General features: G+C 34.1%; 21 protein-coding genes. 10 read left to right on the forward strand and 11 right to left on the reverse strand.

Going from position 1 to position 22,502, the window contains the following annotated elements:
• Positions 1 to 13 precede the first annotated feature (13 nt).
• From nadB to PQ462_RS13770, 6 genes are read left to right on the forward strand one after another with little or no spacing between them, the layout of a single operon-like run.
• A complete protein-coding gene (gene nadB / locus PQ462_RS13745; protein ID WP_274250389.1) occupies positions 14 to 1,537 on the forward strand; it encodes an L-aspartate oxidase in 1,524 nt (507 codons plus the stop codon).
• An 11-nt stretch (positions 1,538 to 1,548) separates the two neighbouring features.
• The gene (gene ric / locus PQ462_RS13750) at positions 1,549 to 2,280 is read left to right on the forward strand and encodes an iron-sulfur cluster repair di-iron protein (RefSeq protein WP_274250390.1); all 732 of its coding nucleotides are present in this window, start codon (positions 1,549 to 1,551) and stop codon (positions 2,278 to 2,280) included.
• Between the two features lie 12 nt (positions 2,281 to 2,292).
• Entirely contained in the window at positions 2,293 to 4,416 is a 2,124-nt protein-coding gene (locus tag PQ462_RS13755; protein WP_274250391.1) for a ribonucleoside triphosphate reductase, read from the forward strand.
• Positions 4,406 to 4,561, forward strand: a complete 156-nt coding sequence (gene nrdD / locus PQ462_RS24015; RefSeq protein ID WP_337992976.1) for an anaerobic ribonucleoside-triphosphate reductase — start codon at positions 4,406 to 4,408, stop codon at positions 4,559 to 4,561. The genes PQ462_RS13755 and nrdD overlap by 11 nt, the downstream gene beginning before the upstream one ends.
• A complete protein-coding gene (locus PQ462_RS13765; protein WP_337992962.1) occupies positions 4,506 to 5,234 on the forward strand; it encodes an anaerobic ribonucleoside-triphosphate reductase activating protein in 729 nt (242 codons plus the stop codon). The genes nrdD and PQ462_RS13765 overlap by 56 nt, the downstream gene beginning before the upstream one ends.
• 45 nt (positions 5,235 to 5,279) lie before the next feature.
• Positions 5,280 to 5,726, forward strand: coding sequence for a copper resistance protein CopD (locus PQ462_RS13770; protein WP_274250392.1), 447 nt, complete (start codon positions 5,280 to 5,282; stop codon positions 5,724 to 5,726).
• A gap of 104 nt (positions 5,727 to 5,830) precedes the next feature.
• Here PQ462_RS13770 and PQ462_RS13775 read toward each other — a convergent pair whose 3' ends face one another.
• The 9 genes from PQ462_RS13775 to PQ462_RS13815 all read right to left on the reverse strand — a co-directional run bounded on the left by PQ462_RS13775 (position 5,831) and on the right by PQ462_RS13815 (position 15,224).
• Positions 5,831 to 6,172 carry a DUF4280 domain-containing protein gene (locus tag PQ462_RS13775; protein WP_274253726.1) on the reverse strand — a complete coding sequence of 114 codons (342 nt, stop codon included), beginning with the start codon at positions 6,170 to 6,172 and terminating at the stop codon, positions 5,831 to 5,833.
• A gap of 26 nt (positions 6,173 to 6,198) precedes the next feature.
• Positions 6,199 to 6,906 carry a hypothetical protein gene (locus PQ462_RS13780; protein ID WP_274250393.1) on the reverse strand — a complete coding sequence of 236 codons (708 nt, stop codon included), beginning with the start codon at positions 6,904 to 6,906 and terminating at the stop codon, positions 6,199 to 6,201.
• A gap of 35 nt (positions 6,907 to 6,941) precedes the next feature.
• Entirely contained in the window at positions 6,942 to 7,778 is an 837-nt protein-coding gene (locus PQ462_RS13785; protein ID WP_274250394.1) for a hypothetical protein, read from the reverse strand.
• A 34-nt stretch (positions 7,779 to 7,812) separates the two neighbouring features.
• Entirely contained in the window at positions 7,813 to 8,649 is an 837-nt protein-coding gene (locus PQ462_RS13790; protein WP_274250395.1) for a hypothetical protein, read from the reverse strand.
• 35 nt (positions 8,650 to 8,684) lie between these two features.
• Positions 8,685 to 9,512: a hypothetical protein gene (locus PQ462_RS13795; RefSeq protein ID WP_274250396.1), complete on the reverse strand. Its 828-nt coding sequence runs from the start codon at positions 9,510 to 9,512 to the stop codon at positions 8,685 to 8,687.
• A 12-nt stretch (positions 9,513 to 9,524) separates the two neighbouring features.
• On the reverse strand, positions 9,525 to 12,659 hold the full coding sequence (locus PQ462_RS13800; RefSeq protein ID WP_274250397.1) for a phage baseplate assembly protein V: 3,135 nt from the start codon (positions 12,657 to 12,659) through the stop codon (positions 9,525 to 9,527).
• Between the two features lie 12 nt (positions 12,660 to 12,671).
• Positions 12,672 to 13,070 (reverse strand): type VI secretion system tube protein TssD, encoded by a 399-nt coding sequence (gene tssD / locus PQ462_RS13805; RefSeq protein ID WP_274250398.1) that lies wholly within the window; start codon positions 13,068 to 13,070, stop codon positions 12,672 to 12,674.
• A 243-nt stretch (positions 13,071 to 13,313) separates the two neighbouring features.
• Positions 13,314 to 13,514 (reverse strand): hypothetical protein, encoded by a 201-nt coding sequence (locus PQ462_RS13810; protein WP_274250399.1) that lies wholly within the window; start codon positions 13,512 to 13,514, stop codon positions 13,314 to 13,316.
• 108 nt (positions 13,515 to 13,622) lie between these two features.
• Positions 13,623 to 15,224, reverse strand: coding sequence for a Na+/H+ antiporter (locus PQ462_RS13815; RefSeq protein WP_274250400.1), 1,602 nt, complete (start codon positions 15,222 to 15,224; stop codon positions 13,623 to 13,625).
• A 188-nt stretch (positions 15,225 to 15,412) separates the two neighbouring features.
• On the opposite strand from PQ462_RS13815, the gene ribB reads away from it, so the two are divergent.
• Positions 15,413 to 16,075, forward strand: a complete 663-nt coding sequence (ribB, locus tag PQ462_RS13820) for a 3,4-dihydroxy-2-butanone-4-phosphate synthase (protein WP_274250401.1) — start codon at positions 15,413 to 15,415, stop codon at positions 16,073 to 16,075.
• A gap of 2 nt (positions 16,076 to 16,077) precedes the next feature.
• Positions 16,078 to 16,650 (forward strand): Crp/Fnr family transcriptional regulator, encoded by a 573-nt coding sequence (locus tag PQ462_RS13825; protein WP_274250402.1) that lies wholly within the window; start codon positions 16,078 to 16,080, stop codon positions 16,648 to 16,650.
• Between the two features lie 236 nt (positions 16,651 to 16,886).
• On the opposite strand, the gene PQ462_RS13830 is transcribed toward PQ462_RS13825, so the two are convergent.
• Together PQ462_RS13830 and PQ462_RS13835 are read right to left on the reverse strand one after the other, a co-directional pair.
• Complete coding sequence (locus PQ462_RS13830) at positions 16,887 to 18,584, reverse strand: ribonucleoside-diphosphate reductase subunit alpha (protein WP_274250403.1); 1,698 nt, start codon at positions 18,582 to 18,584, stop codon at positions 16,887 to 16,889.
• A gap of 13 nt (positions 18,585 to 18,597) precedes the next feature.
• On the reverse strand, positions 18,598 to 19,572 hold the full coding sequence (locus PQ462_RS13835; RefSeq protein WP_274250404.1) for a ribonucleotide-diphosphate reductase subunit beta: 975 nt from the start codon (positions 19,570 to 19,572) through the stop codon (positions 18,598 to 18,600).
• Between the two features lie 734 nt (positions 19,573 to 20,306).
• Between PQ462_RS13835 and PQ462_RS13840 the strand changes: the two genes are divergently transcribed.
• The gene (locus PQ462_RS13840; RefSeq protein ID WP_274250405.1) at positions 20,307 to 21,794 is read left to right on the forward strand and encodes an ankyrin repeat domain-containing protein; all 1,488 of its coding nucleotides are present in this window, start codon (positions 20,307 to 20,309) and stop codon (positions 21,792 to 21,794) included.
• A gap of 145 nt (positions 21,795 to 21,939) precedes the next feature.
• Complete coding sequence (locus tag PQ462_RS13845; protein WP_274250406.1) at positions 21,940 to 22,410, forward strand: DUF2271 domain-containing protein; 471 nt, start codon at positions 21,940 to 21,942, stop codon at positions 22,408 to 22,410.
• The last annotated feature ends 92 nt before the right edge of the window (positions 22,411 to 22,502 follow it).

Below are 22,502 nucleotides of genomic sequence, written 5' to 3' on the forward strand. Positions count from 1 at the left end.
AAAAACAAAGAAAATGCTTAAAACAGATATACTTATAGTAGGTTCTGGTATTTCGGGGTTATTTCTTGCTATGAAAACAGCAAAAAAACGTCCTGATTTATCGATTATGATTATGACAAAGAAAACAGCAGGAAACACTAATACACAGCTTGCACAAGGCGGAATTGCCGTTGTAACCAATCATTTACAGGATAGTTTTGAGCAGCATATAAAAGATACATTAAAATCAGGAGGCGGACATTGCGATGAGGAAATTGTAAAAATGGTAATACAGCAGGCACCGGAAAGGTTAAAAGAATTAATTGAAATTGGGACTTCTTTTGATAAAAATCAAAACGGTCAATGGGATTTAGGTTTAGAAGGTGGACATTCCCAGCATAGAATTCTGCACCACAAAGACAGATCTGGTTTAGAAATAGAAAAAAAGCTGCTCCATATTATAACAGAACTGCCCAACATAAAATTATTCGAAAATTATCAGGTTGTAGATTTAAATACCGAAACAAAAGAAAATGAGACACATTGTACAGGCGCTTTTTTTTATGATAAAAACGAAAACAAAATAAAATATATCCGCGCCAGATCAATAATATTAAGCACAGGAGGATGCGGAACTCTTTTTGAAAACACAACCAATCCTGAAATTGCAACCGGAGACGGAATTGCCATTGCGGCGCGTGCAGGCGTAGAAATTGAAGATATGCAGTACATACAGTTTCATCCTACAGCTTTGTACACTGGCAAAAAAAGTCAGCTCTTTTTAATTTCAGAAGCCGTTAGAGGTTTTGGCGCTTATGTAGTAAATGAAGACCAAAAAAGGTTTTTATTTAAATACGATTCAAGAGGCGAACTAGCTACACGTGATATTGTTTCACACGCCATTCATAAAGAAATGCATGAAACCCAAAAAAAACATGTGTATCTCGATTGCAGGCATTTAGATAAAAAAGCTTTCTATAAAAAGTTTCCCGCTATAACAGCACATTGCAATGAACAGGGATTGTTTCCTGAAAAAGATTTGATTCCAACAGTTCCTGCAGCACATTATCAATGTGGCGGCATAAAAGTGGACCGCAATGGAGCAACAATAATTCCTAATTTATATGCGGTTGGCGAATGCGCCAGAACGGGACTACACGGAAAAAACCGTCTGGCTTCTAATTCCCTGCTCGAAGCTTTGGTATTTGCGCATCAGGCATCAGAGAATATAGACAAAACAATAGATTCGTTTCAGTTTTCATCAAAACTGCTTATACCAAAATTTCCCGATTCGGAAATTAAAACAGATTATGCTGCCTTTTTAATTTTAAAAAAAGAAATACAGGCCCTTATAACCAATTTTTATTCCAGCGAAGAACGCAATACCGATTATGCAATTCAAAAAATAAAATTGATTAAAAGTGCAGCCGAAACCCTTATACACGGTCAGGAAATTACAATTCCGTTTATAGAATTTTCTAATATGCTTACCGTGGCCTTAATTATTATTAAACACTGCAAAAAAAGAAAAACCCCATATATTTTGTCTTTAAACTAAAAACCAATATTATGAAAATAACCAGTAAAACTACAATTGGCGAGATCGCGGCAAATGATTTTAGAACAGCAGCAATTTTTACAAAATACAATATCGATTTTTGCTGCAAAGGCCACCGCACTATAGAAGAAGTCTGCAAAAAAAGAGACATTCCCGAAGCTGTTTTAATTGAAAAACTTGAAGAAGCCAAAACTCAGGCCGCTAACCAATCTTTTGACTATAAATCCTGGCCGTTAGACCTTTTGACTGATTATATTATAAAAACCCATCATCGATACATAAAAGAAAAAACGCCACTACTGCTTCAGTACTTACATAAATTATGCAATGTATATGGCGAAACGTTTCCTGAATTGTTCGAAATATATAAAATTTTCAAAGCATCATCTTTAGACCTTGAAGAACACATGGAAAAAGAAGAACGCGTAATGTTTCCGTTCATCATTCAAATGAAAAGAGCCCAAAGCAAAGGATTTTCTGTTGAAACTACTCCGTTTGGAAGCATTGAAAATCAGGTCATCATGATGAAAGAAGAACATGCCGCAGAAGGACAGCGTTTTAGAAAAATTGCGGCATTGACCAATAATTATGTGCCGCCGGCAGAAGCCTGCAATACTTACAAAGCAGCATTTTCGATGCTGGAAGATTTTGAAATGAATCTGCACAAGCATATTCACATGGAAAACAATATACTGTTTCCTAAAGCAATTATGCTTGAAAAAAACTTTGAGCAAGTGCCTTAAATTATAAATATCATGGAAAAATATGTGATCAAACGAAACGGAGATTATAAACCTTTTGAAGCTTATAAAATTCAGGATGCCATCCAGAAAGCTTTTAAAAGCGTCAATCTGCCGATGGATAAAAAAATTCTGAAAATCGTTCTAAACGGACTCGAATCAAAATATTCGTGGCCTGTTGAGGAGATTCAGGATAGTATAGAACGTGTGCTTTTTGAAAACGGTTATTTTAAAACCATGCGTTCCTTTATTATCTATCGCCATACCCGAAAACTCCAGAGAGAACATATTAACGGCCTAAACGAAGATACAACGTATGTAGACAGCACACAAACGGTTGAAGAATACATCAATCAATCTGACTGGCGTATTAATGCCAATGCCAATACATCGTACTCAAATGCCGGTTTAGTAAGCAATACTGCCGGTAAAATTATTGCCAATTACTGGCTCGATAAAATTTATACTAAAGAAGAAGGCGCCGCACACCGAAACGGAGATATTCACATTCATGATCTGGACTGCCTTACGGGATATTGTGCCGGATGGAGTTTACGTGTTCTTTTAAACGAAGGTTTCAACGGCGTTCGCGGCCGTGTAGAAAGCAGACCTCCTTCACATTTTAGGGAAGCTTTGGGGCAGATGGCAAATTTTCTGGGAATTCTGCAAAGCGAATGGGCGGGCGCTCAGGCTTTCAGTTCTTTTGATACGTATCTCGCTCCTTATGTTTTTAAGGATCAGCTTTCTTACGATGAGGTTTTAAAAGGCATTCGAAGTTTTGTTTACAACCTCAATGTTCCGGCAAGATGGGGACAATCTCCTTTTACGAATATAACCTTAGACTGGAATGTGCCAAACGATCTTAAAGAACAGATTCCGACAAGAAATGACGAACATTTGTTTCTGTATTCAGATGATCCTGAACTGGTTTATAAAGCTAAAAAAAGAGGTGTCACTAAACTGACTGATTTAAAATATGCCGATTTCCAAAACGAAATGAACCTAATCAATAAGGCATATTATACCATCATGACAGAAGGCGACACCAATGGACAGCCTTTTACCTTCCCTATTCCAACTGTAAACATTACGGAGGATTTTGACTGGGAAGGCGAAAATGTCGATTTATTGTTTGAAAATACAGCTAAAATAGGGTCTTCTTATTTTCAGAATTTTATTGGAAGCCAGTATATTTTAGATGAAAATGGAAACAAAATCGAAAATCCCGAAGCTTACAAACCCAACGCTGTCAGAAGTATGTGCTGTCGTTTACAGCTTGATCTGCGCGAATTATTAAAACGAGGAAATGGTCTTTTTGGAAGTGCAGAAATGACAGGCAGTATTGGCGTCGTAACCATTAATATGGCGCGTTTGGGATATCTGTATAAAGGAAATATTATAAACTTATTCGATCATTTAAATGATCTGCTTCAGATTGCCAAATCGACTTTGGAGAAAAAGAGAATCTTTATTCAAAAGATGTACGACCGTGGTTTGTATCCTTATACACAGCGCTATTTGTCACATTTTAGAAACCACTTTTCCACCATTGGCGTAAACGGAATGAATGAAATGGTACTCAATTTTACTGATGGAAAACAAGATATTACAACAAGTTCAGGAATTCATTTTGCTGAGGAAATTTTAGATTACATCCGTTCGAGAATGAAAGAATTTCAGGCAGAAACCGGAAATTTATACAATCTGGAAGCTACTCCCGCAGAAGGAACTACCTATCGTTTTGCCAAAGAAGATAAAAAACGTTTTCCAGAAATCCTGCAGGCCGGACATGGAGAAAATATTTATTACACAAACAGTTCGCAGATTCCGGTAGATCATACAGATGATCCGTTTGAAGCTTTACTGCTTCAGGACGCTTTACAATGTAAATATACCGGCGGCACCGTTCTGCATTTGTATATGAGAGAAAAAATAAGCAGCTCTGCTGCGTGTAAAAACTTCGTAAAAAAAGTACTGACTAATTTTAAACTGCCTTATATAACGGTAACACCAGTTTTCAGTATCTGCCCAATTCACGGATATCTGGACGGCGAGCATGAATACTGCCCAAAATGCGATGAAATATTGTTAAATGAAAATAACCAAAAAACTATACTATATGAAAACAATGTCTCATGAAATTCCTAAAAAACTAAATGCTAAAAGAAGCAAATGTTTAGTATACACGAGAGTAATGGGCTATCACAGGCCTGTAGAAAGTTTTAACATTGGAAAAAAAGGCGAACATCAGCAGCGAACACATTTCAAAGAAATTATGGTCTAATAAAGCTGTTTACAGCATAACCCCTTTTACCTTATTAGACTACCCGGATAGAGCAGCCTGCATTGTGTGGTTTGCGGGCTGTAATATGCGGTGTTCGTATTGTTACAATCCGGATATTGTTTTGGGGAAAGGAAAACTGGACTTTGAAAACATTCTTAATTTTCTAAAATCCCGAATTGGATTATTAGACGGAGTCGTTTTAAGCGGCGGTGAATGTACTATTCATAAAAATCTTATTCCGTTTATTGAAGAAATAAAAGCCTTAGGATTTATTGTAAAAATTGACACTAACGGCTCAAAACCAGCTGTTTTAAAAAAACTGATCGATCAAAAGCTAATCGATTACGCCGCTTTAGATTTTAAATCCCTGCCTTTAACTTTTAAAACCATAACTCAATCTAACCTATTTCCTGAATTTGAAGAAAGTCTGAAACTTTTAATGAATTCCTCCATTCCGTTTGAAATTCGGACTACGCTTCATTCAGCACTTATAACCCCAACACAGTTTTTAAAAATGACCAAATATCTCGAAAACCTGAATTACAAAGGAAATTATTATGTGCAGTATTTTATGAATAACGTTCCCACGATTGGCAGTTTAGGACATTCTGAAAGGCTGTTGAAATCTGAGAATTGCTCAGCCTCAAAAATAAACGTCATTTTTAGGGAATAATAATACACTACTGTTTTTTAACGCTTTCTTCTAAAATATTGTATTATGACACTTCACCATTTTATTTTAATAATTCACCTTCTGGCAGCCTCAATCTGGGTTGGCGGACATCTTACGCTTAGTATTGTTTTTCTGCCTTCGGCTTTAAGGAAAAAAGACCCCAATATTATTTTAAATTTTGAAAGAAAGTTCGAAACTCTCGGCATGTCATCGCTTATTACGCTTGTCATTACCGGAATCTGGATGGCATATGATTTTGGCGTTACAATCGATATCTGGTTTACATTTTCCGGCAGTTTTGAAAAAATAGTTTCTGCTAAGCTGTTACTTCTCTTTCTTACTATAATATGCGCTCTGATTGCCCAATTCAGGATCATTCCAAATCTAAACGAATTCAATATAAAGAAAATGGCGGTGTTAATTATTTCCGTTACTTTAATTGGAGTTACAATGCTTATTTTAGGATCGACTTTGAGATACGGAGGAATTTAAAAGCATAAAAAAAACCGCAAATAATTTTACGGTTTCTGTTGTTTAAACGCATAAAACGTAACATTTGTCTGCTCCAATTTTTTGGCTGTTTCCAAAAGAAACATTTAAACAATTAATTCATGTTTTTCGTTATGACCTTTAAACTGAACTGATATTTTACCGCCAATACTGCATTGGCAAGTAGATTCGCTGGTAAGAATTTTAAAATCGTTAATAGTGTCTTTTTCAGCTGTTTTTTCCCATTTAATGGGTGCAGGACTGCACTGGCTTCGTGTAACAGCACATGCAGTAAAGTTAGGTATATTGGTATCTGCCTTCTTATCGTTTTCTGTTGCAATTAACTTGTTTGCAGCCATACAAAAATCCTGACTTGTTACTTTTAGTTCGCTGGGTTTTGCTCCTTTATCGCAGATTAAAATTGCTTTTTCGGTTATTTTTTCCGGCATATTTTTTGTTTCTGAGTCCATTATTTTTAATTAGCATGGTCTTCTGCTTCTTTTTTTCTTAAATTCACCAAATACTGACTATAGGGGTCCAGTGTTTCATTATCATTACAACCAAAATAAAATAATGTTGTAAATAGTGTCTCTCCAGTATTTCCGTCTACTAAAACAAATTTCCATTTCTGTGATTCATCTTTTAAATCATAAGAAACGCAATATAATGGCTTATTGTTCAACTCAAAAGACAGCCATCTTCTTACGTGCACTGTTTTAGTTTTCTTTTCTATATCCACATCATAGTCCTTTTTAATTTTTTTTATTAATTGGTCTATTGAAAACTTATAGGGAGCATCATTATCTACTTCTTTAGTAACTCTACCGTTTTCATCATAGTATATATCTTTGCCAATACGAAAATTATAGAAATTATTACTTTCAATTATTAATCCTTTTGTAAGATTTGAAAAGCCTTTAACTTTTTCATACCGTGTGTTTATATTACTCAAAGAAACCTTTATCCCACTATTATAAAAACTAATTTCTACTCGATTACTTTCCTTTTTTAAAAATTTTGAAGTTTTATCTGAAAACCAATCAGTATCATATTCCCAGTCTTTGTATTTATCTATATTAAAATATTCCTTGTTTTGTTTTTTTATTTTTTTATTCAGCAGCTGTGATTGGCTGTTACAACCGTAAAGCAGAACAGCCCATAAAAAGAATAGTATTTTTTTCATTTTAAAATGAGTTTTTTCTATAAAAAAATCCAGAATTAATCATCAGTAGAACGGCTAAAGATATCATCCCAAAAACTTCGTTTTTTGTTCTTTTGATAGTTTTCGTGAAATTTCTCTACAAAAATTTCCCATTCTTTTTTCGTATAATCTTTGCCTTTGTAGCTTTTATAATAGGCATTGTCTTCTTTTTCTTTTTTTCTTAAATTCACCAAATACTGACTATAGGGGTCCAGTGTTTCATTATCATTACAACCAAAATAAAATAATGTTGTAAATAGTGTCTCTCCAGTATTTCCGTCTACTAAAACAAATTTCCATTTCTGTGATTCATCTTTTAAATCATAAGAAACGCAATATAATGGCTTATTGTTCAACTCAAAAGACAGCCATCTTCTTACGTGCGTTGTTTTAGTTTTCTTTTCTATATCCACATCGTAGTCCTTTTTTATTTTTTTTATTAATTGGTCTATTGAAAACTTATAGGGAGCATCATTATCTACTTCTTCAACCAATTTTCCCTTTTCATCGTAAATTCTCTTTTTACCGATTTCAGATGAATAAAATTCTAACAAACTGTAATTTAGAACTTTATTTAAGAAATAATTTTTGTAAATTGTATAATTGTTTTGCGTATTAGACATTGTTACTAATATACTCGTATCATCAATACTTATTTTTACACGATCATTGTCTTTTTTTAATTTTTTTGAAGTTGCATTTGAGAAATAGTCTGTATCATATTCCCAGTCTTTGTATTTATCTATATTAAAATATTCCTTGTTTTGTTTTTTTATTTTTTTATTCAACAGCTGTGATTGGCTGTTACAACCGTAAAGCAGAACAGCCCATAAAAACAATAGTATTTTTTTCATTTTAAAATGAGTTTTTTATATAAAAAATCCAGAATTAATCATCAGTAGAACGGCTAAAGATATCATCCCAAAAACTTCGTTTTTTGTTCTTTTGATAGTCTTCGTGAAATTTCTCTACAAAAATTTCCCATTCTTTTTTCGTATAATCTTTGCCTTTGTAGCTTTTATAATAGGCATTGTCTTCTTTTTCTTTTTTTCTTAAATTCACCAAATACTGACTATAGGGGTCCAGTGTTTCATTATCATTACAACCAAAATAAAATAATGTTGTAAATAGTGTCTCTCCAGTATTTCCGTCTACTAAAACAAATTTCCATTTCTGTGATTCATCTTTTAAATCATAAGAAACGCAATATAATGGCTTATTGTTCAACTCAAAAGACAGCCATCTTCTTACGTGCGTTGTTTTAGTTTTCTTTTCTATATCCACATCGTAGTCCTTTTTTATTTTTTTTATTAATTGGTCTATTGAAAACTTATAGGGAGCATCATTATCTACTTCTTTAACCAATTTTCCCTTTTCATCGTAAATTCTCTTTTTACCGATTACAGATGAATAAAACTCTAACAAACTGTAATTTAAAACTTTATTTAAGAAATAATTTTTGTAAATTGTATAATTGTTTTGCGTATTAGATATTTTTACTAATATACTCGTATCATCAATATCTATTTGTACGCGATCATTGTCTTTTTTCAAATTTTTTGAAGTTGCATTTGAGAAATAGTCTGTATCATATTCCCAATCTTTGTATTTATCTATATTAAAATATTCCATGTTTTGTTTTTTTATTTTTTTATTCAACAGCTGTGATTGGCTGTTACAACCGTAAAGCAGAACAGCCCATAAAAAGAATAGTATTTTTTTCATTTTAAAATGAGTTTTTTCTATAAAAAAATCCAGAATTAATCATCAGTAGAACGGCTAAAGATATCATCCCAAAAACTTCGTTTTTTGTTCTTTTGATAGTCTTCGTGAAATTTCTCTACAAAAATTTCCCATTCTTTTTTCGTATAATCTTTGCCTTTGTAGCTTTTATAGTAGGCATTGTCTTCTGCTTCTTTCTTTATTAAGGATTCAATATACCTGCCAAAAGGATAAGATGTTTCTTCATCACCAAAATAAAAAAAAGAGGTAAACAATGTCTCTCCTGTTGAACCGTCTACTAAAATATAGTCCCATTTTGTAGAACCTTCTTTACCTCTAAAAGAAACACTGTAAAACGGTTTTTTGTTTAATTCAGGAGCCAGCCATCTATCTACGATAGTTGTTTTGGTATTCTTTTCTATATCCAAATCATACTCCTTTTTATTTTTTTTTATTAATTGGTCTACTGAAAACTTATATGGGGCATCTTCTTCTTCCTCTTTTATAAGCTTTCCATTTTCATCATAAACCTGCCATTTACCAATATAAAAATCATAAAACCTTCTGCCAATAACTTTTAAACTTTTGTTAGGAAAATATGATTTATATAAAGTATAATGATTTAATGCACTCATTAACTCAACAACACTGCCTCTTTCAGTAAAAAATATTTTCACACGATCATTTCCTTTTTTTAACCTTTTTGAAAATTTACTGGGTGACCAATCAGTATCTACTTCCCACTCTTTGTATTTCTCTATATTAAAATATTCCATATTTTTTTTTGTTTTTTTATTTACCAACTGCGATTGGCTGTTACAGCTGTAAAGCAGGACAGCCCATAAAAAGAATAATAATTTTTTCATTTTAATTATTATTTAATTTATATTAGGATTAATAATTTTCCACTGCCAGTGCCAGCTTGAATAAGAAACATAACTGTAACTCATAATATTAGTTGTAGTTTTAGCATTAAATGTGTATTTCTTGTCAGGATGACTGTCGCCTTTATGCGTATGCCATAAACCAAGACCGTGCAGTGTTTCGTGGGCGGTTGCAGTATTGTTAAAATCAGCGAGTTTAAATATAAATACGTTTTTTATGCCAATTTCTATTACTGACCCCGTTACGGTTAGTAGGTTTGCATCTAACCCAAACTTAAAAACCGTAAAATAGTCTTTGTATTTTTCGTTTATTAAACCAGCATTTTGATCTTTTACATTAAAAAAGGCTGTTTTACAATCAGTAAATGGTTGAATATAAACAAAGATTTTCCCGTCTTTTTCTAAGCCATAATTTATGTATTCCCCTAATATATGTTTACCATTGTCCTTAAAATCAGGATTATTAGACAAATCGAAAATTGTTTTTTCTATTTTAGGAACGATCAGTGCCTGGTGCAGACTGTTGTACAAGTTTAATTCTTCTTTCCAATCAAATTTTACTTCTTTTTTGTTTCCGTCTATAATCATTTTTACCTGAACAAGCACAATTTTTTCCTCCTTACGTATCTTCCAGTCATTTCTAAGCACTATAATTTTTCCGGCTATTTTCCTTTCGGTAATAGTTTGCAATTCCGTTTTAGGAGAGCCTGCTGTATTTTTAGGATATGCGTAAACTATTATTTCATGGTCACGATCAAGATCTTTAAGGCATTCTATTATAACATTGGCGCTGCTCTGCTTTAAGGCTGCAGTTTTTACTGGTTCTATGGCTCTACTGGTTCTTACATTTAAAAATGCATCGTCGTATTCAAACGCTAATTTTTCCAGATTTTTATCTATATCTACCAGCATTCTTAATTGTGCGCAGTATGGTGGTTTTAAGAATGTATCGTTTGGCATAGTATCAACAAATTCCTGAGAAAATAAGGTTAAATACGGCACAAAATAGTCTGTCCTAAAAGCACCGTCAGTCTGCGCTTTTTTTCTCGTCATTGTTATTTTTTGGTATTCTTGTTTTAGTTGTGCATACGCTTCCTGCTTGTTTAAATTGGTTTTTCCGTCCTTATAACCGCTTTCAATTATGCTTTCATAATCAGTTTCGGCTGTTAGTCCATTATCTTTTTCGCGCAGCCAGTCAAAACCAAATTCGCCTTTCCATGAATCCAGCGGTCTAAAATATACAACTGCCAAAGCATCAGCATCGATATTAGAAACTTCTACATTTTTTGCTTTATTGGTGAGGCTGTTGCCTTGTGCGCCATGCATTTTTGCTGTTCCTGTACTGTTTACAACGGCTTCTTTGTCTGAATGCAGCAATGCTGTTTCGCTGCCGTGCAGTTTGGCTGTTCTGGCTTCAATATCTATTTTGTCGCTGCTGTTTATAAGGGCTGTACCGCTAAACAGGTTCATAAAACCAGATATTTTTTGCTGCATGGTTTTACTTAAAACATAAATACGGGTTAAAGCGTTGAGCACATAATCGTTTGTGGTAATTTCAGTGCTTTGTGAGGCGTTTATCAACAGCTTTTTTACATTAATATGCAGTTCATCAGTATTTATTTCTATTTTTCGGCGTCCATCCATGTCAATAAAACTTTTGGACGCGTCTTGTAATAAAACGCTTCCCTGTGCATCGTTCATGAGCAATAGGTTATTGCTTCGGGTATGAAGTGCCTTAATATCATTGTTTTCTGTACTGTACCCGCTTTTTTGTTTTCGGCTGGTCATAGTGCCAACTACAATTGGCATTTCGGCATTGTTTCCCTGAAAATCTACAAAAACCGTTTCGCCAATTTCAGGAATCCAGTGTGAGCCTTTTGCTTCACCGCCGTATTCCTGTACGATTGGTATATAAGGCGTTGTCTGTCCTTTCAATTTCTGCCAGGGCATTTGTACTTGTATGCCGCTAAGTCCTTCGGGATCGGCGTTGGCAATAACCACAGCAGTCTGGCTGCCGCAATAAGGAATTAAATCCGGATTTGTTTTGGGCGAAAAAACCGAATCGCTGGTGTTTACAGCTTTAAAATGGTTTTCATACCCGCCTCCATCATCGCAGGTATGCACAATTTCGGTTACGCGGTAGGTGCTTTCCTGCTGTTTATCAACACCGGTTATTTTAACGTTGTTTCCTACCGTAATGCCGGGAACTTCGCTCAATGCGTTGACCTCCATTAAACTGCCTGAAACTGCCCGCATTTTATTTTGGGCATATACGGCGCCTGTTTTTCGTCCTGATCCGCCGGCAGCATTTTGATTGAGCTGTATTATGGTGTTTTTGTTAAAAACAGCATTTGATTTATTGATAAAATTTTGATGAAAACCGTTTAGTTCTTTTCTGTAATTTAATGTATCATCTTTACTGTAATTTCCGTCGCGGTTGTCATTTTCTAAAACCGTAAAAGATACCGGCAGAAGTTTTATGCTATACTTAAACTCCTGCATATTTACACCATAAATTAAATCCGGCTGTATTACATCGGCAGAATCCCCAAAAATTAAAACACGGCCGTTATCATAAAAATACTGTCCGTAGCGCATTGCCAGACGATTTAAAAAAGCAAAACAGCTTTCGTTATACTGTACAGTGTATGAAAGAACTTCTTTATAAAAAGGTCTTACCTGCATATCGATATTGTAACTTGATTTTACAAAATTTACAATATCGCTCAGCGTCATTGCCGTAAATGAGTTGGATTCCGGTCCGTTTTCTAATAAAATAGAAGTACTGCAGCCTTCTATCAAAAAGCTTTCTTCGATATTGTCTATATTTGATTTTTTCATGCTGACACCGGTAACGATTCCATAAAACTGCATGATATAGTTTTTAGGGTTTGCGTTCGCCATTGGGTCGTCAAGTCCGTCAATAGGTTTTATCTCAATACTTATTTTTTCGCCGTATAATTGCTGCGAAACCGGCATAACACTTCTAAATTCCTCTACTAATAAATCCTGCCGTATTTCCAGGGAAAATGTATGATGATCGTGAATTTTTTGTGTAATTTTTAAGCCGCTAAAATTGGTAATTACGGTTTGGCCAATTTTTATTATGGTACTAGTTTGTAAAGCCATGATACGTCTGGATTAAAGATTATCTGTTTTCCAGCTGCTTTCAAATACAGTACTGCCAATTTTAACCTCGTTTGAAGTAAGCAAAATTTCGGTTGTCATAGGAGAAACCCCTTCACTTTGAAACCTTTTTCTAAAAGAGATGCAGTAGGCTTTTTTAAAAGTCACATTTTTCATCGTGCTCATGGCATCTCTGCGGTAAAAAATAATTTCTCCGTCTTTTACACTGGTCTTAGAAACCATCCAGTCTGAAAATAAATCAGTCTGGGTGCTTTCTACAACTAATTTAATGCTGCCTCCTTTTGTTTTACTGGCTGGTCTGCCATTATTGTCTGTGTGCTGGGTAAAATGAATATTAAACTCTAAAACAGTAAATGTTTCATTGTCTAATTTCAGCTTTGCTAAAAAACTCATATTTATATAGGTATTGATTAAGTTTCAGGCTTGAATAATATTTAACAACCTTAATCAATAAATGAGAAGTGGTATTTAAGTAAATAAAATATTACATAAATGAATTTCAAATGTAGTAAATAAAATTAAAATATAGGAAATATAATACTTTTTAACATTTCAAAGTCTTATACTCCTGTACTACAAAAAGAAAAACCTGCAATGATTGCTCATTGCAGGTTTTTCTTTTCTAATTTTAAAATCTTATTTTTTAATAGAATCTGCCGGCATTGTTCTAACAGTATCTGTAGAAGTTGTATCTACTTCAGGACCAACAGTGTCAATCATAGTTTCTGTAGAATCTGCTGCTGCAGGTTCGATGGTTGTTTCGTTCTTCTTACATGAAAATGCCAATCCTGCCAGCAGGATCAATAATGCAATTTTAGTTTTTAATATCGTTTTCATAATTATATTTTTTACTGTTTGTATTGAACTTAATATTTCAAATTTAAAAAACTGGAAGTCAATACAATTACATAATTATTACTATCATTTATAAAAATCCAAGAAATATTACTCTTCGTACATTTCCATCCAAAGGCGCGTTTCTTCCAGATCGAGTTCTTTTTCTATTTTTCGGAAAATTTCTTCGTTTACAGAACCCTTTTTGTGCATGCTCTCTAGTTTACTGCGTTCAACGTTCAAAAGATCGATTTGAACTCTGGTAAACTCATTAAAAATCTGGCCGTCTAATACTTTTCCGTTTCCAAAAAAGTTAGCCGGAAGTTCTGTTTTTTGCAAACGGTTAAATTTTACTTCGTATTTGCTTTTGATGTTGTGCAGTAATTCATCATCTAATAAAGAAAAATTATCTTCAATATGCGAAATGGTTTCAGAAACGATTACGTTGCGGACATTATATTCTTCTGCTAAAATAGAATAGCGTTCGATTTTGAGTTTTTTAATTAGCCACGGAAGCGTAAGCCCCTGAATAACCAATGTTGACAATATCACACAGAAAACCAAATATATAATTAAATTACGAAGCGGAAATTCATCTGTTTTATTCAACATTAACGGAAGTGCCAGAGCAGCAGCCATCGAAACCACACCGCGCATACCAGACCAGCCAAAAACAATCATGTTTCGATAATCAAATTCTTCTTTTTCACGAATTCTTTTACTTAACATTCTAGGAATAACTGTGGCTGGAATCACCCATAAAAAACGAACAACAATAACTACAATACTAATTACTGATCCCCAGATAAATAAAGCATTACCTGAGTAATTGCTGATGCCTTCCATAATCTGGCGCAGCTGAAGACCAATTAAAATAAAAATTAATCCATTGAGAATGTTATTTAAAACATCCCATATAGTATTGGTCATGATTCGGCTTTCATGAGAAAAAATAGCTCCTGTTCTTGCCGCTAAAAAAAGACCCGTTGCAACTACCGCTAAAACTCCTGAACCATGAAAATGTTCTGCAATTAAATACGATGCAAAAGGTGTCAGCAAAGTAAGCGTTACTTCGATAATGTCATCGCAGACAAATTTTTTATGAATGTAATACATGATAAAACCAACTGCCAAACCTACTGCAATACCCAGAACCGACATTAAAACAAAGTTTAATCCTGCCTGCCATAAAACGAAATTTCCTGCTGTAATAGCCGTAAGAGCATATTTGTAAGCAACAAGACCACTGGCATCATTTACGAGACTTTCTCCTTCTAGAATAGCAATTAATCTGGGATGTAGCCCTAAACCTTTAGTAATGGCTGTTGCCGAAACTGCATCCGGAGGCGAAACAATAGCGCCAAGTAAAAAAGCTAACGGCCAGGAAATATCATCTATAAGCCAGTGCGCCACAACAGCGACCAAACCTGTAGTAAAAAAAACCAAACCAACAGCTGCTAACGTTATGGGGCGTATGGTTTGTTTAAAATCTGACCAGCTTGTATGCCACGCCGCATGGTATAAAAGAGGCGGCAAAAAGATAATAAAAACAATTTCCGGGCTCAGTGCTATTACCGGAAGCCCCGGAATAACGCTGATAATTACACCGCACATTACCAAAACAATAGGAATTGGAAAATTATATCTTTTACTTATTAAACTAAGAAAAGCTACGCCAAAGAGTAACATTATAATTACTGTGATATTTTCCATTTTTTACTGCGGGTATTTTATTGTTTAGGATTATAATTTCTGGGTACTAAATTAAGATTTTATGATAATTAAATTAGAATAACACTAAAAAAGTATATCCAATTTATTGACTTATATCAAACTTTTAGATTCCGGACAACTGTACATTTGAAATCCAATTATTTTAAAAAGTTTCAAAACACAATACAATGATAAGTACAGAAATAAGTCCGTTAGTACAATTTGGAATAACCAGTAAAGAACGGGTAGAAAACGCCCTCGAACAGCTTAAAAACGGAAAAGGAATTATCGTAACCGATGATGAAGACCGCGAAAATGAAGGCGATCTGATTTTTTCTGCACACCACATGAATACTGCAGATATGGCTTTAATGATTCGTGAATGCAGCGGTATTGTCTGTCTCTGCCTTCCAAATGAAAAAGCAGACCAGCTCGACCTTCCTTATATGGTAAAAGAAAATACAAGCAGTTTCCAGACTCCTTTTACCATTACGATCGAAGCCAAAAAAGGCGTTACAACCGGAGTTTCTGCTGCTGACAGAATTACAACCATTAAAGCCGCCATTGCGCAAAATGCTAAACCGGAAGATCTGGCAAGACCCGGACATATTTTTCCGCTTCGTGCGAGAGATAATGGCGTTTTAGAGCGAAACGGCCATACTGAAGGAAGTGTCGATTTAATGAAACTGGCGGGTTTACAGCCCGAAGCCGTTCTTTGCGAATTAATGAATGAAGACGGCAGCATGGCTAAACTGGACAAAATTATTAGCTTTGCACAACAGCACGACTTAGTAGTTTTATCTATCGAAGATATTCTACACTACCGTAAATTTGTGCGTGATTATAACTAAAAATGATATACGAACAGCTTGGTAATTATATTAGAAAAAGCATTGAAGTTTCGGATGAAGATTTAAATACTATTCTCTCCTATTTCAAACCTTTGAAAAAAAGTAAAAATGAGTTACTGCTGGCACAGGGACAAACCAGCCAGCAGACTTTTTTTATTGGAAAAGGCTGTATAAGAATCTTTTTTATTAATGAAGAAGGAAAAGACGTTACCCGATATATTGCTTTTGAAAATCAGTTTGCCACAGCTTTAGTCAGTTTTATAACCAAAATGCCCGCTCAGGAAAATATTCAGGTAATCGAGAAATCTGAATTACTCGCCATCACACACGAAGATTTTAATCATTTAATGAAGATTATTCCGCAATGGCGAGAGTTTTACAGCAATTATTTAGAGAAAGCTTATGTAAATAATGCCAATCGGTTAATGTCGTTTACCACTATGGACGCTTTGGAACGTTACAATCAATTACTCAAAATTAATCCCACTATTGTAAAAAGACTGCCAAATAAAATAGTGGCTTCTTATATCAACATTTCTCAGGAAACGCTGAGCAGGTTGAAATCTAAAGTTTGAGGTTTTTCTTTAACACATAGAAACATAGTTTTTTAACTTGAAAGAAGGCGTTTCACTTGCATTAACAACCATAGTAACTATGTTTGGAAAGCAGGCTTACTTTCGAATTCTTTTAGTAATAGTAAATCTATGCTTCTATGTGTTTAAAAGGACAATCATTGCGGAGATGTCTCCTTCGTCGACATGACAATATGAATAAAAAAGCCGAATCTTATTTAGATTCGGCTTTTATTTTTTTATGACTCACAGCTGCTGCAAGAAACAAGGCTCGTTACTAATTCTTTAGAAACACTCTGGCTTCTTTGGTAGTACAAACTTTTAACTCCTTGCTGCCAGGCTTCGATCATTAAACGGTTTACATCTTTAATCGCTAATTCAGCCGGAATATTAAGATTTAAACTTTGTCCCTGATCTACAAATTTCTGACGAATTCCTGCCTGCTGTACAATTTCTAACTGGCTGATTTCCTTAAATGTTTTAAAAACATCTTTTTCATTTTGAGAAAGCTGTGACATATGCTGAACACTTCCTCCATTTAGCATAATTTCTCTCCAGACTTCTTCATTGTCTAAACCTTTTTCTTCAAGTAATTTTTTCAGGTATTTGTTCTTACGCATGAAATTACCTTTGCTTAATCCAGCTTTATAATAATTACTGCTGAAAGGTTCGATTCCTGGTGAAGTCTGTCCTAAAATAGCAGAAGATGAAGTCGTTGGAGCAATTGCCATTGTAGTTGTATTACGTCTTCCGTAACCTTTTAACAATTCTGGTTCACCGTAAATTCTAGCCAGTTCCTGACTTGCTTTGTCTGCTTTATCGCTTATATGTTTGAAAATCTCTGTTGTTTTCATTTTAGCTTCCATTCCTTCAAACGGAATCATATTTTTTTGCAGGTAAGAATGCCATCCTAAAACTCCTAATCCAAGCGCACGGTGTCTTTTAGCAAATTTATTTGCTGCAGAAAGATAATAGTTGCCTTCTGTTTTTTCGATGAATTCCTGTAAAACAGCATCTAAGAAAAAGATCGCCAGTTTTACAGCTTCAGTATCTTTCCATTCTTCATACAACTCTAAGTTCATAGAAGATAGACAGCAGATAAATGATTCGTCATGAGTTGACGGAAGCATAATCTCACTGCATAAATTACTTGCATTGATTCTTAGGTTTTGATCCTTATAAACCTGCGGTTTGTTTTTATTTACGTTATCACTGAAAAAGATATACGGAAGTCCTTTCTGCTGACGGCTTTCTAATACTTTTGCCCAAATTTGTCTTTTATCTGCATCACCATCAATCATTTCCTGCATCCAGTAATCCGGCACACAGATTCCGGTAAATAAATTCTGGATTGGATTTCCAATACTTTTAATTTTCAAAAACTCCTCGATATCCGGATGGTCAATATCCAAATACGCTGCAAATGCACCGCGGCGCACTCCGCCTTGTGAAATCGTATCCATAGCCGTATCAAAAAGTTTCATAAAACTTACGGCGCCGCTGCTTTTCCCATTATCGGTTACGGCACTTCCACGCTCACGCAATTCTCCAAAATAACCAGATGTTCCACCGCCTATTTTAGTCTGCATGATTACTTCGCCTAATTTATGTGTAATTCCTTCAATTTTATCCGGAACGTGAACGTTAAAACAAGAAATAGGCAGACCTCTTTCGGTTCCCATATTAGCCCAAACCGGCGAGCTGATACTCATCCAGCCGCGTTCGATCATTTCTACAAAAGACTCTTTTAATTCTGGCTTGTATAATCTTCTGGCAGCAGCCGTACAAATTCTGTCAATTGCACCTTCTACTGTTTCTCCTTTTAAAAGATAACCGCGATTTAAAATTTGTTCACTCTCAGAGTTCTTCCACCACATTTTGGTTCCTGCTTCATTATGCGGAAGACTATTTACTTCATTTGGATCTATTGTATTCATATTGTGCTGCTTTTTAGAAAAGGTCGTTTGCCGTGATACTTTTATCGTGTTTGGTATATTCTACAGGGCGTTTTGCAAAGAAATCGTCCAGACTGTTGGCAAAAACTTCTTCTTCAAACCAAGCCAGAGCTTTGTAGTCTTCAATATTAACGTTGAATATTGTTGGAATTCCAATTTGTTTCAGGCTTTCGTCAATTCTAAATTTCATAAAATTGACTAAATCACCTTTTTTAATACTTTCAATTTCACCTTCTTCAAATATCCAGTCTAATATGTCTGATTCGACTGCAATAGAATCTTTAACTGTTTCTCTAACTAACTCTAAAGTTGCAGCATCAAAATAATCCGGGAATTCTTCTCTGATTTTATTGATGATATAGATTCCTCCATTTGCATGAATCTGCTCATCGATAGAAGTCCAGGCAATAATGTTGCTCACATTTTTCATGTAACCTTTAAATCTTGTAAAAGAAAGCAAGATGGCAAACTGGCTGAAAAGCGAAACATTTTCGATCAGAATGCTGAATAAGATCAGCGAAACCATATATTTTCTGTTGTCCTGAGATTTAGTGTCTTTAAGTACATTTGAAAGATAATCTACACGACGACGAATAACTGGTACATCCAGAAGTTTTTCAAATTCATCATTATAACCTAACACTTCCAAAAGACGAGAATATGCTTCAGAATGTCTGAATTCACACTCAGCAAAAGTACTTCCCAAGCCATTAAATTCTGGTTTTGGAAAATGCTCGTAAATGTTTCCCCAAAAACTTTTTACAGCTACCTCGATCTGTGCAATTGCCAGCAGACTGTTCTTTACCGCTGTTTTCTCTGCCAAGGATAAGTGAGCATGAAAATCCTGAGTATCAGCAGTAAAATCAACTTCTGTATGAACCCAATACGCTTTATTTATCGCTTCTGTAAATTGTAAAACCTCCGGGTATTCAAAAGGTTTATAATTGACTCTTTTATCAAATATAGACATATATATAGTATTTATCGGTGACTAATTTAGAATAGAAAACAAACAGGATTTGAGGGTGGGTAACTGCGTTTTCTATACATACAAAATTAACCCCTCAATTTTCTATTGTCTAAGTTTTGATGTTAAAAATCCGGGCAATTATCAACAGTAAAGAACAATGTTAAAAACCATTAAAAAAACTATTTATTAACAGCTGCATAATTTTCCGTAGTTACCGAATTATCAGTTATTTATACTAAATCTAAATAGAGTTGTCAACAAAAAAAACAGAAATATTACTTGAAACAAAAAAACAGTTATCAACAGATAAATTTCAATTTTAGTCATTTTTAGCCAAAATCTGATAAATTTTGAAGGGTATATTTCGTCATGAAAAGGCCTTCATTTAAGTAAGAAAGAAAAACTGTTGATAGTCAAAATGTTATACTTATAAAAAAGTTAAAATACTAATTACCAATATTTTAAATTAATTATAATAAAAAAATATTAAACACTATTAAACTAAAACATAAAATTATTGTCTTACAATTTTAAAAAATCGATATAGTTGAAACAGAAAACCGGAAATGCAGAAATAAATTAAAAAATCATTAGAATTAAACTTTTGGGTACAATAAAACTTGATTTAAAAATATTAATCTTTACATTTGCGATTATTTTGATTTATTCTAAATAGACATTTATTTCATCTATAATTTTTGGACGTTATACTCCAATAAACAACATAACAAAACATGAAAAAGAATCTTTTTATTTCTTTAGCATTAGCGGCAGTGTTCTTTGTTAATGCACAGCAAAAAAACACCTTATTAGAGCAGTCTTTCTGGAAAACATCTCCAACTGTTGAAACGGTTAAAGCTGAAATTGCAAAAGGAAACAATCCAGCCGAAGCAAACATAAATGCTTTTGATGTAACTACGCTGGCAATTAACAATGATGCACCAATTGCAGCAATTAAATTCTTAATTGAGCAGCCTGGAAACTCAATAACAAAATTAACGCATGACAACCGTATTTATTTACACTGGGCGGCATATAGAGGAAATACAGAATTGGTTGAATATTTAATAGCAAAAGGTTCTGATGTTAAATTTGAAGACAGCCACGGAACTACTCCAATAGATTTTGCTGCTTCTAACGGACAATCAAATCCTGCTTTATATGATGCTTTTTTTAAAGCCGGAATCGATCCTAAGAAAAAATATAATAATGGTGCCAACTTATTGCTTTTAGCCATTTCTTCTGATAAAGATTTAAAAGCTGCTGATTATTTTGCAACAAAAGGAATGTCTCTTAAAGATGTAGATAATGACGGAAATACTGCTTTTGTTTATGCGGCAAGATCTGGGAATATTGATCTTTTGAAAAAGCTTTTGGCAAAAGGAGTAAAAACAAATGATAATGCATTGTTTACAGCTGCTCAGGGAAGCCGAAGAGAAACCAATACAATCGAAACTTATAAATATTTAGTTGAAGAAGTAAAACTGAAACCAACGGCACAAAATAAAGCTGGACAAAATGTATTACATATTTTAGCCGGAAAACCAAATCAGGCAGAAATTGTAAAATACTTTTTGAGCAAAGGTACTGATGCTAACAAAGCAGATAAAGAAGGAAACACTCCTTTAATGGCAGCAGCTTCGGCACGAGAAACAGCTGTTTTAGAGATTTTACTTCCTGTCGCTAAAAATATCAACGCTCAAAATCTAAAAGGTGAATCGGCTTTGACAAATGCGGTTAGATATGGAACGCCAGAAGCTGTAAATATACTTTTAAACAAAGGCGCTGATGTAAATGTAAAAGACAAAGACGGAAACAATCTAGGTGTTTATTTAGTACAATCTTACCGTCCGGCAGGAAAAGACAATGCTGCAGATCCGTTTAATACTAAAGCAAAATTATTGCAGGATAAAGGTTTAAATTTAGCAGCGGCTCAAAAAGACGGTAACACTTTGTATCATTTAGCAATTACAAAAAATGACGTTTCGCTTCTTAAAAAAATTACAGATTTAAAAGTAGATGTAAATGCAAAAAACAAAGATGGTTTAACCGCTTTGCACAGAGCTGCTATGACATCTAAAGATGATTCTATCTTGAAATATCTTATTTCTGCAGGAGCAAAAAAAGATATTAACACTGAGTTTGACGAAACTCCTTATGCTCTGGCTAAAGAAAATGAGTTACTTACAAAAAATAATATCTCAATTGACTTTTTAAAATAGCTTTTTAAAGTTATGAGTTTTGAGTTATAAGTTATGAGTTGTAGACTACTTATAAATTATAACTCAAAAAAAACTCATAATTCAAAACTCATAATTCATAACTCAAAACTCATAATTCAAAACTCATAATTCACAATTAATTAAAATGAAATCTATACTTAAAATCGTTCTTATATTCTTTGTTGCTTTACATGCAAATGCACAATCGAGCAAATACAAATGCATGCTGCAAATGACAAATTATATGGGAGAAGGTGCTTATATCGTTGTATCGCTTATTAACCCAAGCGGTGCTTACGAAAAAACACTTTATGTAATGGGCGACGACAAAAAATGGTACAAATCATTAAAAGAATGGAATAAATTCCATGCTCAGAAAAGTGAAGACATCAGCGCAAAAACCGGAGCATCTGTTACGGGAGGTGACCGCAGTGTTACCACAATCGAAATTGAAGATTCTAAAATCAATAAAGGTTACAAACTGCGTTTTGAGTCAGCAGTAGAAGATCAGAAATATTATGTGAGCGATCTTGAAATTCCGCTTACAACAGAAGGTCTTGCTGACAAAACAGAAGGTAAAGGTTATATTAAATATGTAAGACTGAACAAAATATAATCTTATTTTAACTTACATAAGCATGAATTATTTTTCTGCTTAAACTTAAAATCCGAGCTTTGTCAAAGTTGTAAAAACCTTGACAAAGCTTT

This window comes from Flavobacterium sp. KACC 22758 (assembly GCF_028736135.1).
GTDB lineage: Bacteria > Bacteroidota > Bacteroidia > Flavobacteriales > Flavobacteriaceae > Flavobacterium > Flavobacterium johnsoniae.

Coding starts and splice junctions, on each gene's coding strand:
- PQ462_RS13795 (WP_274250396.1), bottom strand. CDS start 9,512: ATGAAAAAATTATTATTCTTTTTATGGGCTGTCCTGCTTTACAGCTGT.
- PQ462_RS13830 (WP_274250403.1), bottom strand. CDS start 18,584: ATGAATACAATAGATCCAAATGAAGTAAATAGTCTTCCGCATAATGAA.
- PQ462_RS13785 (WP_274250394.1), bottom strand. CDS start 7,778: ATGAAAAAAATACTATTGTTTTTATGGGCTGTTCTGCTTTACGGTTGT.
- PQ462_RS13845 (WP_274250406.1), top strand. CDS start 21,940: ATGAAATCTATACTTAAAATCGTTCTTATATTCTTTGTTGCTTTACAT.
- PQ462_RS13780 (WP_274250393.1), bottom strand. CDS start 6,906: ATGAAAAAAATACTATTCTTTTTATGGGCTGTTCTGCTTTACGGTTGT.
- PQ462_RS13815 (WP_274250400.1), bottom strand. CDS start 15,224: ATGGAAAATATCACAGTAATTATAATGTTACTCTTTGGCGTAGCTTTT.
- ric (WP_274250390.1), top strand. CDS start 1,549: ATGAAAATAACCAGTAAAACTACAATTGGCGAGATCGCGGCAAATGAT.
- ribB (WP_274250401.1), top strand. CDS start 15,413: ATGATAAGTACAGAAATAAGTCCGTTAGTACAATTTGGAATAACCAGT.
- PQ462_RS13800 (WP_274250397.1), bottom strand. CDS start 12,659: ATGGCTTTACAAACTAGTACCATAATAAAAATTGGCCAAACCGTAATT.
- nrdD (WP_337992976.1), top strand. CDS start 4,406: ATGTCTCATGAAATTCCTAAAAAACTAAATGCTAAAAGAAGCAAATGT.
- PQ462_RS13835 (WP_274250404.1), bottom strand. CDS start 19,572: ATGTCTATATTTGATAAAAGAGTCAATTATAAACCTTTTGAATACCCG.
- PQ462_RS13840 (WP_274250405.1), top strand. CDS start 20,307: ATGAAAAAGAATCTTTTTATTTCTTTAGCATTAGCGGCAGTGTTCTTT.
- PQ462_RS13775 (WP_274253726.1), bottom strand. CDS start 6,172: ATGCCGGAAAAAATAACCGAAAAAGCAATTTTAATCTGCGATAAAGGA.
- nadB (WP_274250389.1), top strand. CDS start 14: ATGCTTAAAACAGATATACTTATAGTAGGTTCTGGTATTTCGGGGTTA.
- PQ462_RS13810 (WP_274250399.1), bottom strand. CDS start 13,514: ATGAAAACGATATTAAAAACTAAAATTGCATTATTGATCCTGCTGGCA.
- PQ462_RS13755 (WP_274250391.1), top strand. CDS start 2,293: ATGGAAAAATATGTGATCAAACGAAACGGAGATTATAAACCTTTTGAA.
- PQ462_RS13790 (WP_274250395.1), bottom strand. CDS start 8,649: ATGAAAAAAATACTATTCTTTTTATGGGCTGTTCTGCTTTACGGTTGT.
- PQ462_RS13825 (WP_274250402.1), top strand. CDS start 16,078: ATGATATACGAACAGCTTGGTAATTATATTAGAAAAAGCATTGAAGTT.
- PQ462_RS13770 (WP_274250392.1), top strand. CDS start 5,280: ATGACACTTCACCATTTTATTTTAATAATTCACCTTCTGGCAGCCTCA.
- tssD (WP_274250398.1), bottom strand. CDS start 13,070: ATGAGTTTTTTAGCAAAGCTGAAATTAGACAATGAAACATTTACTGTT.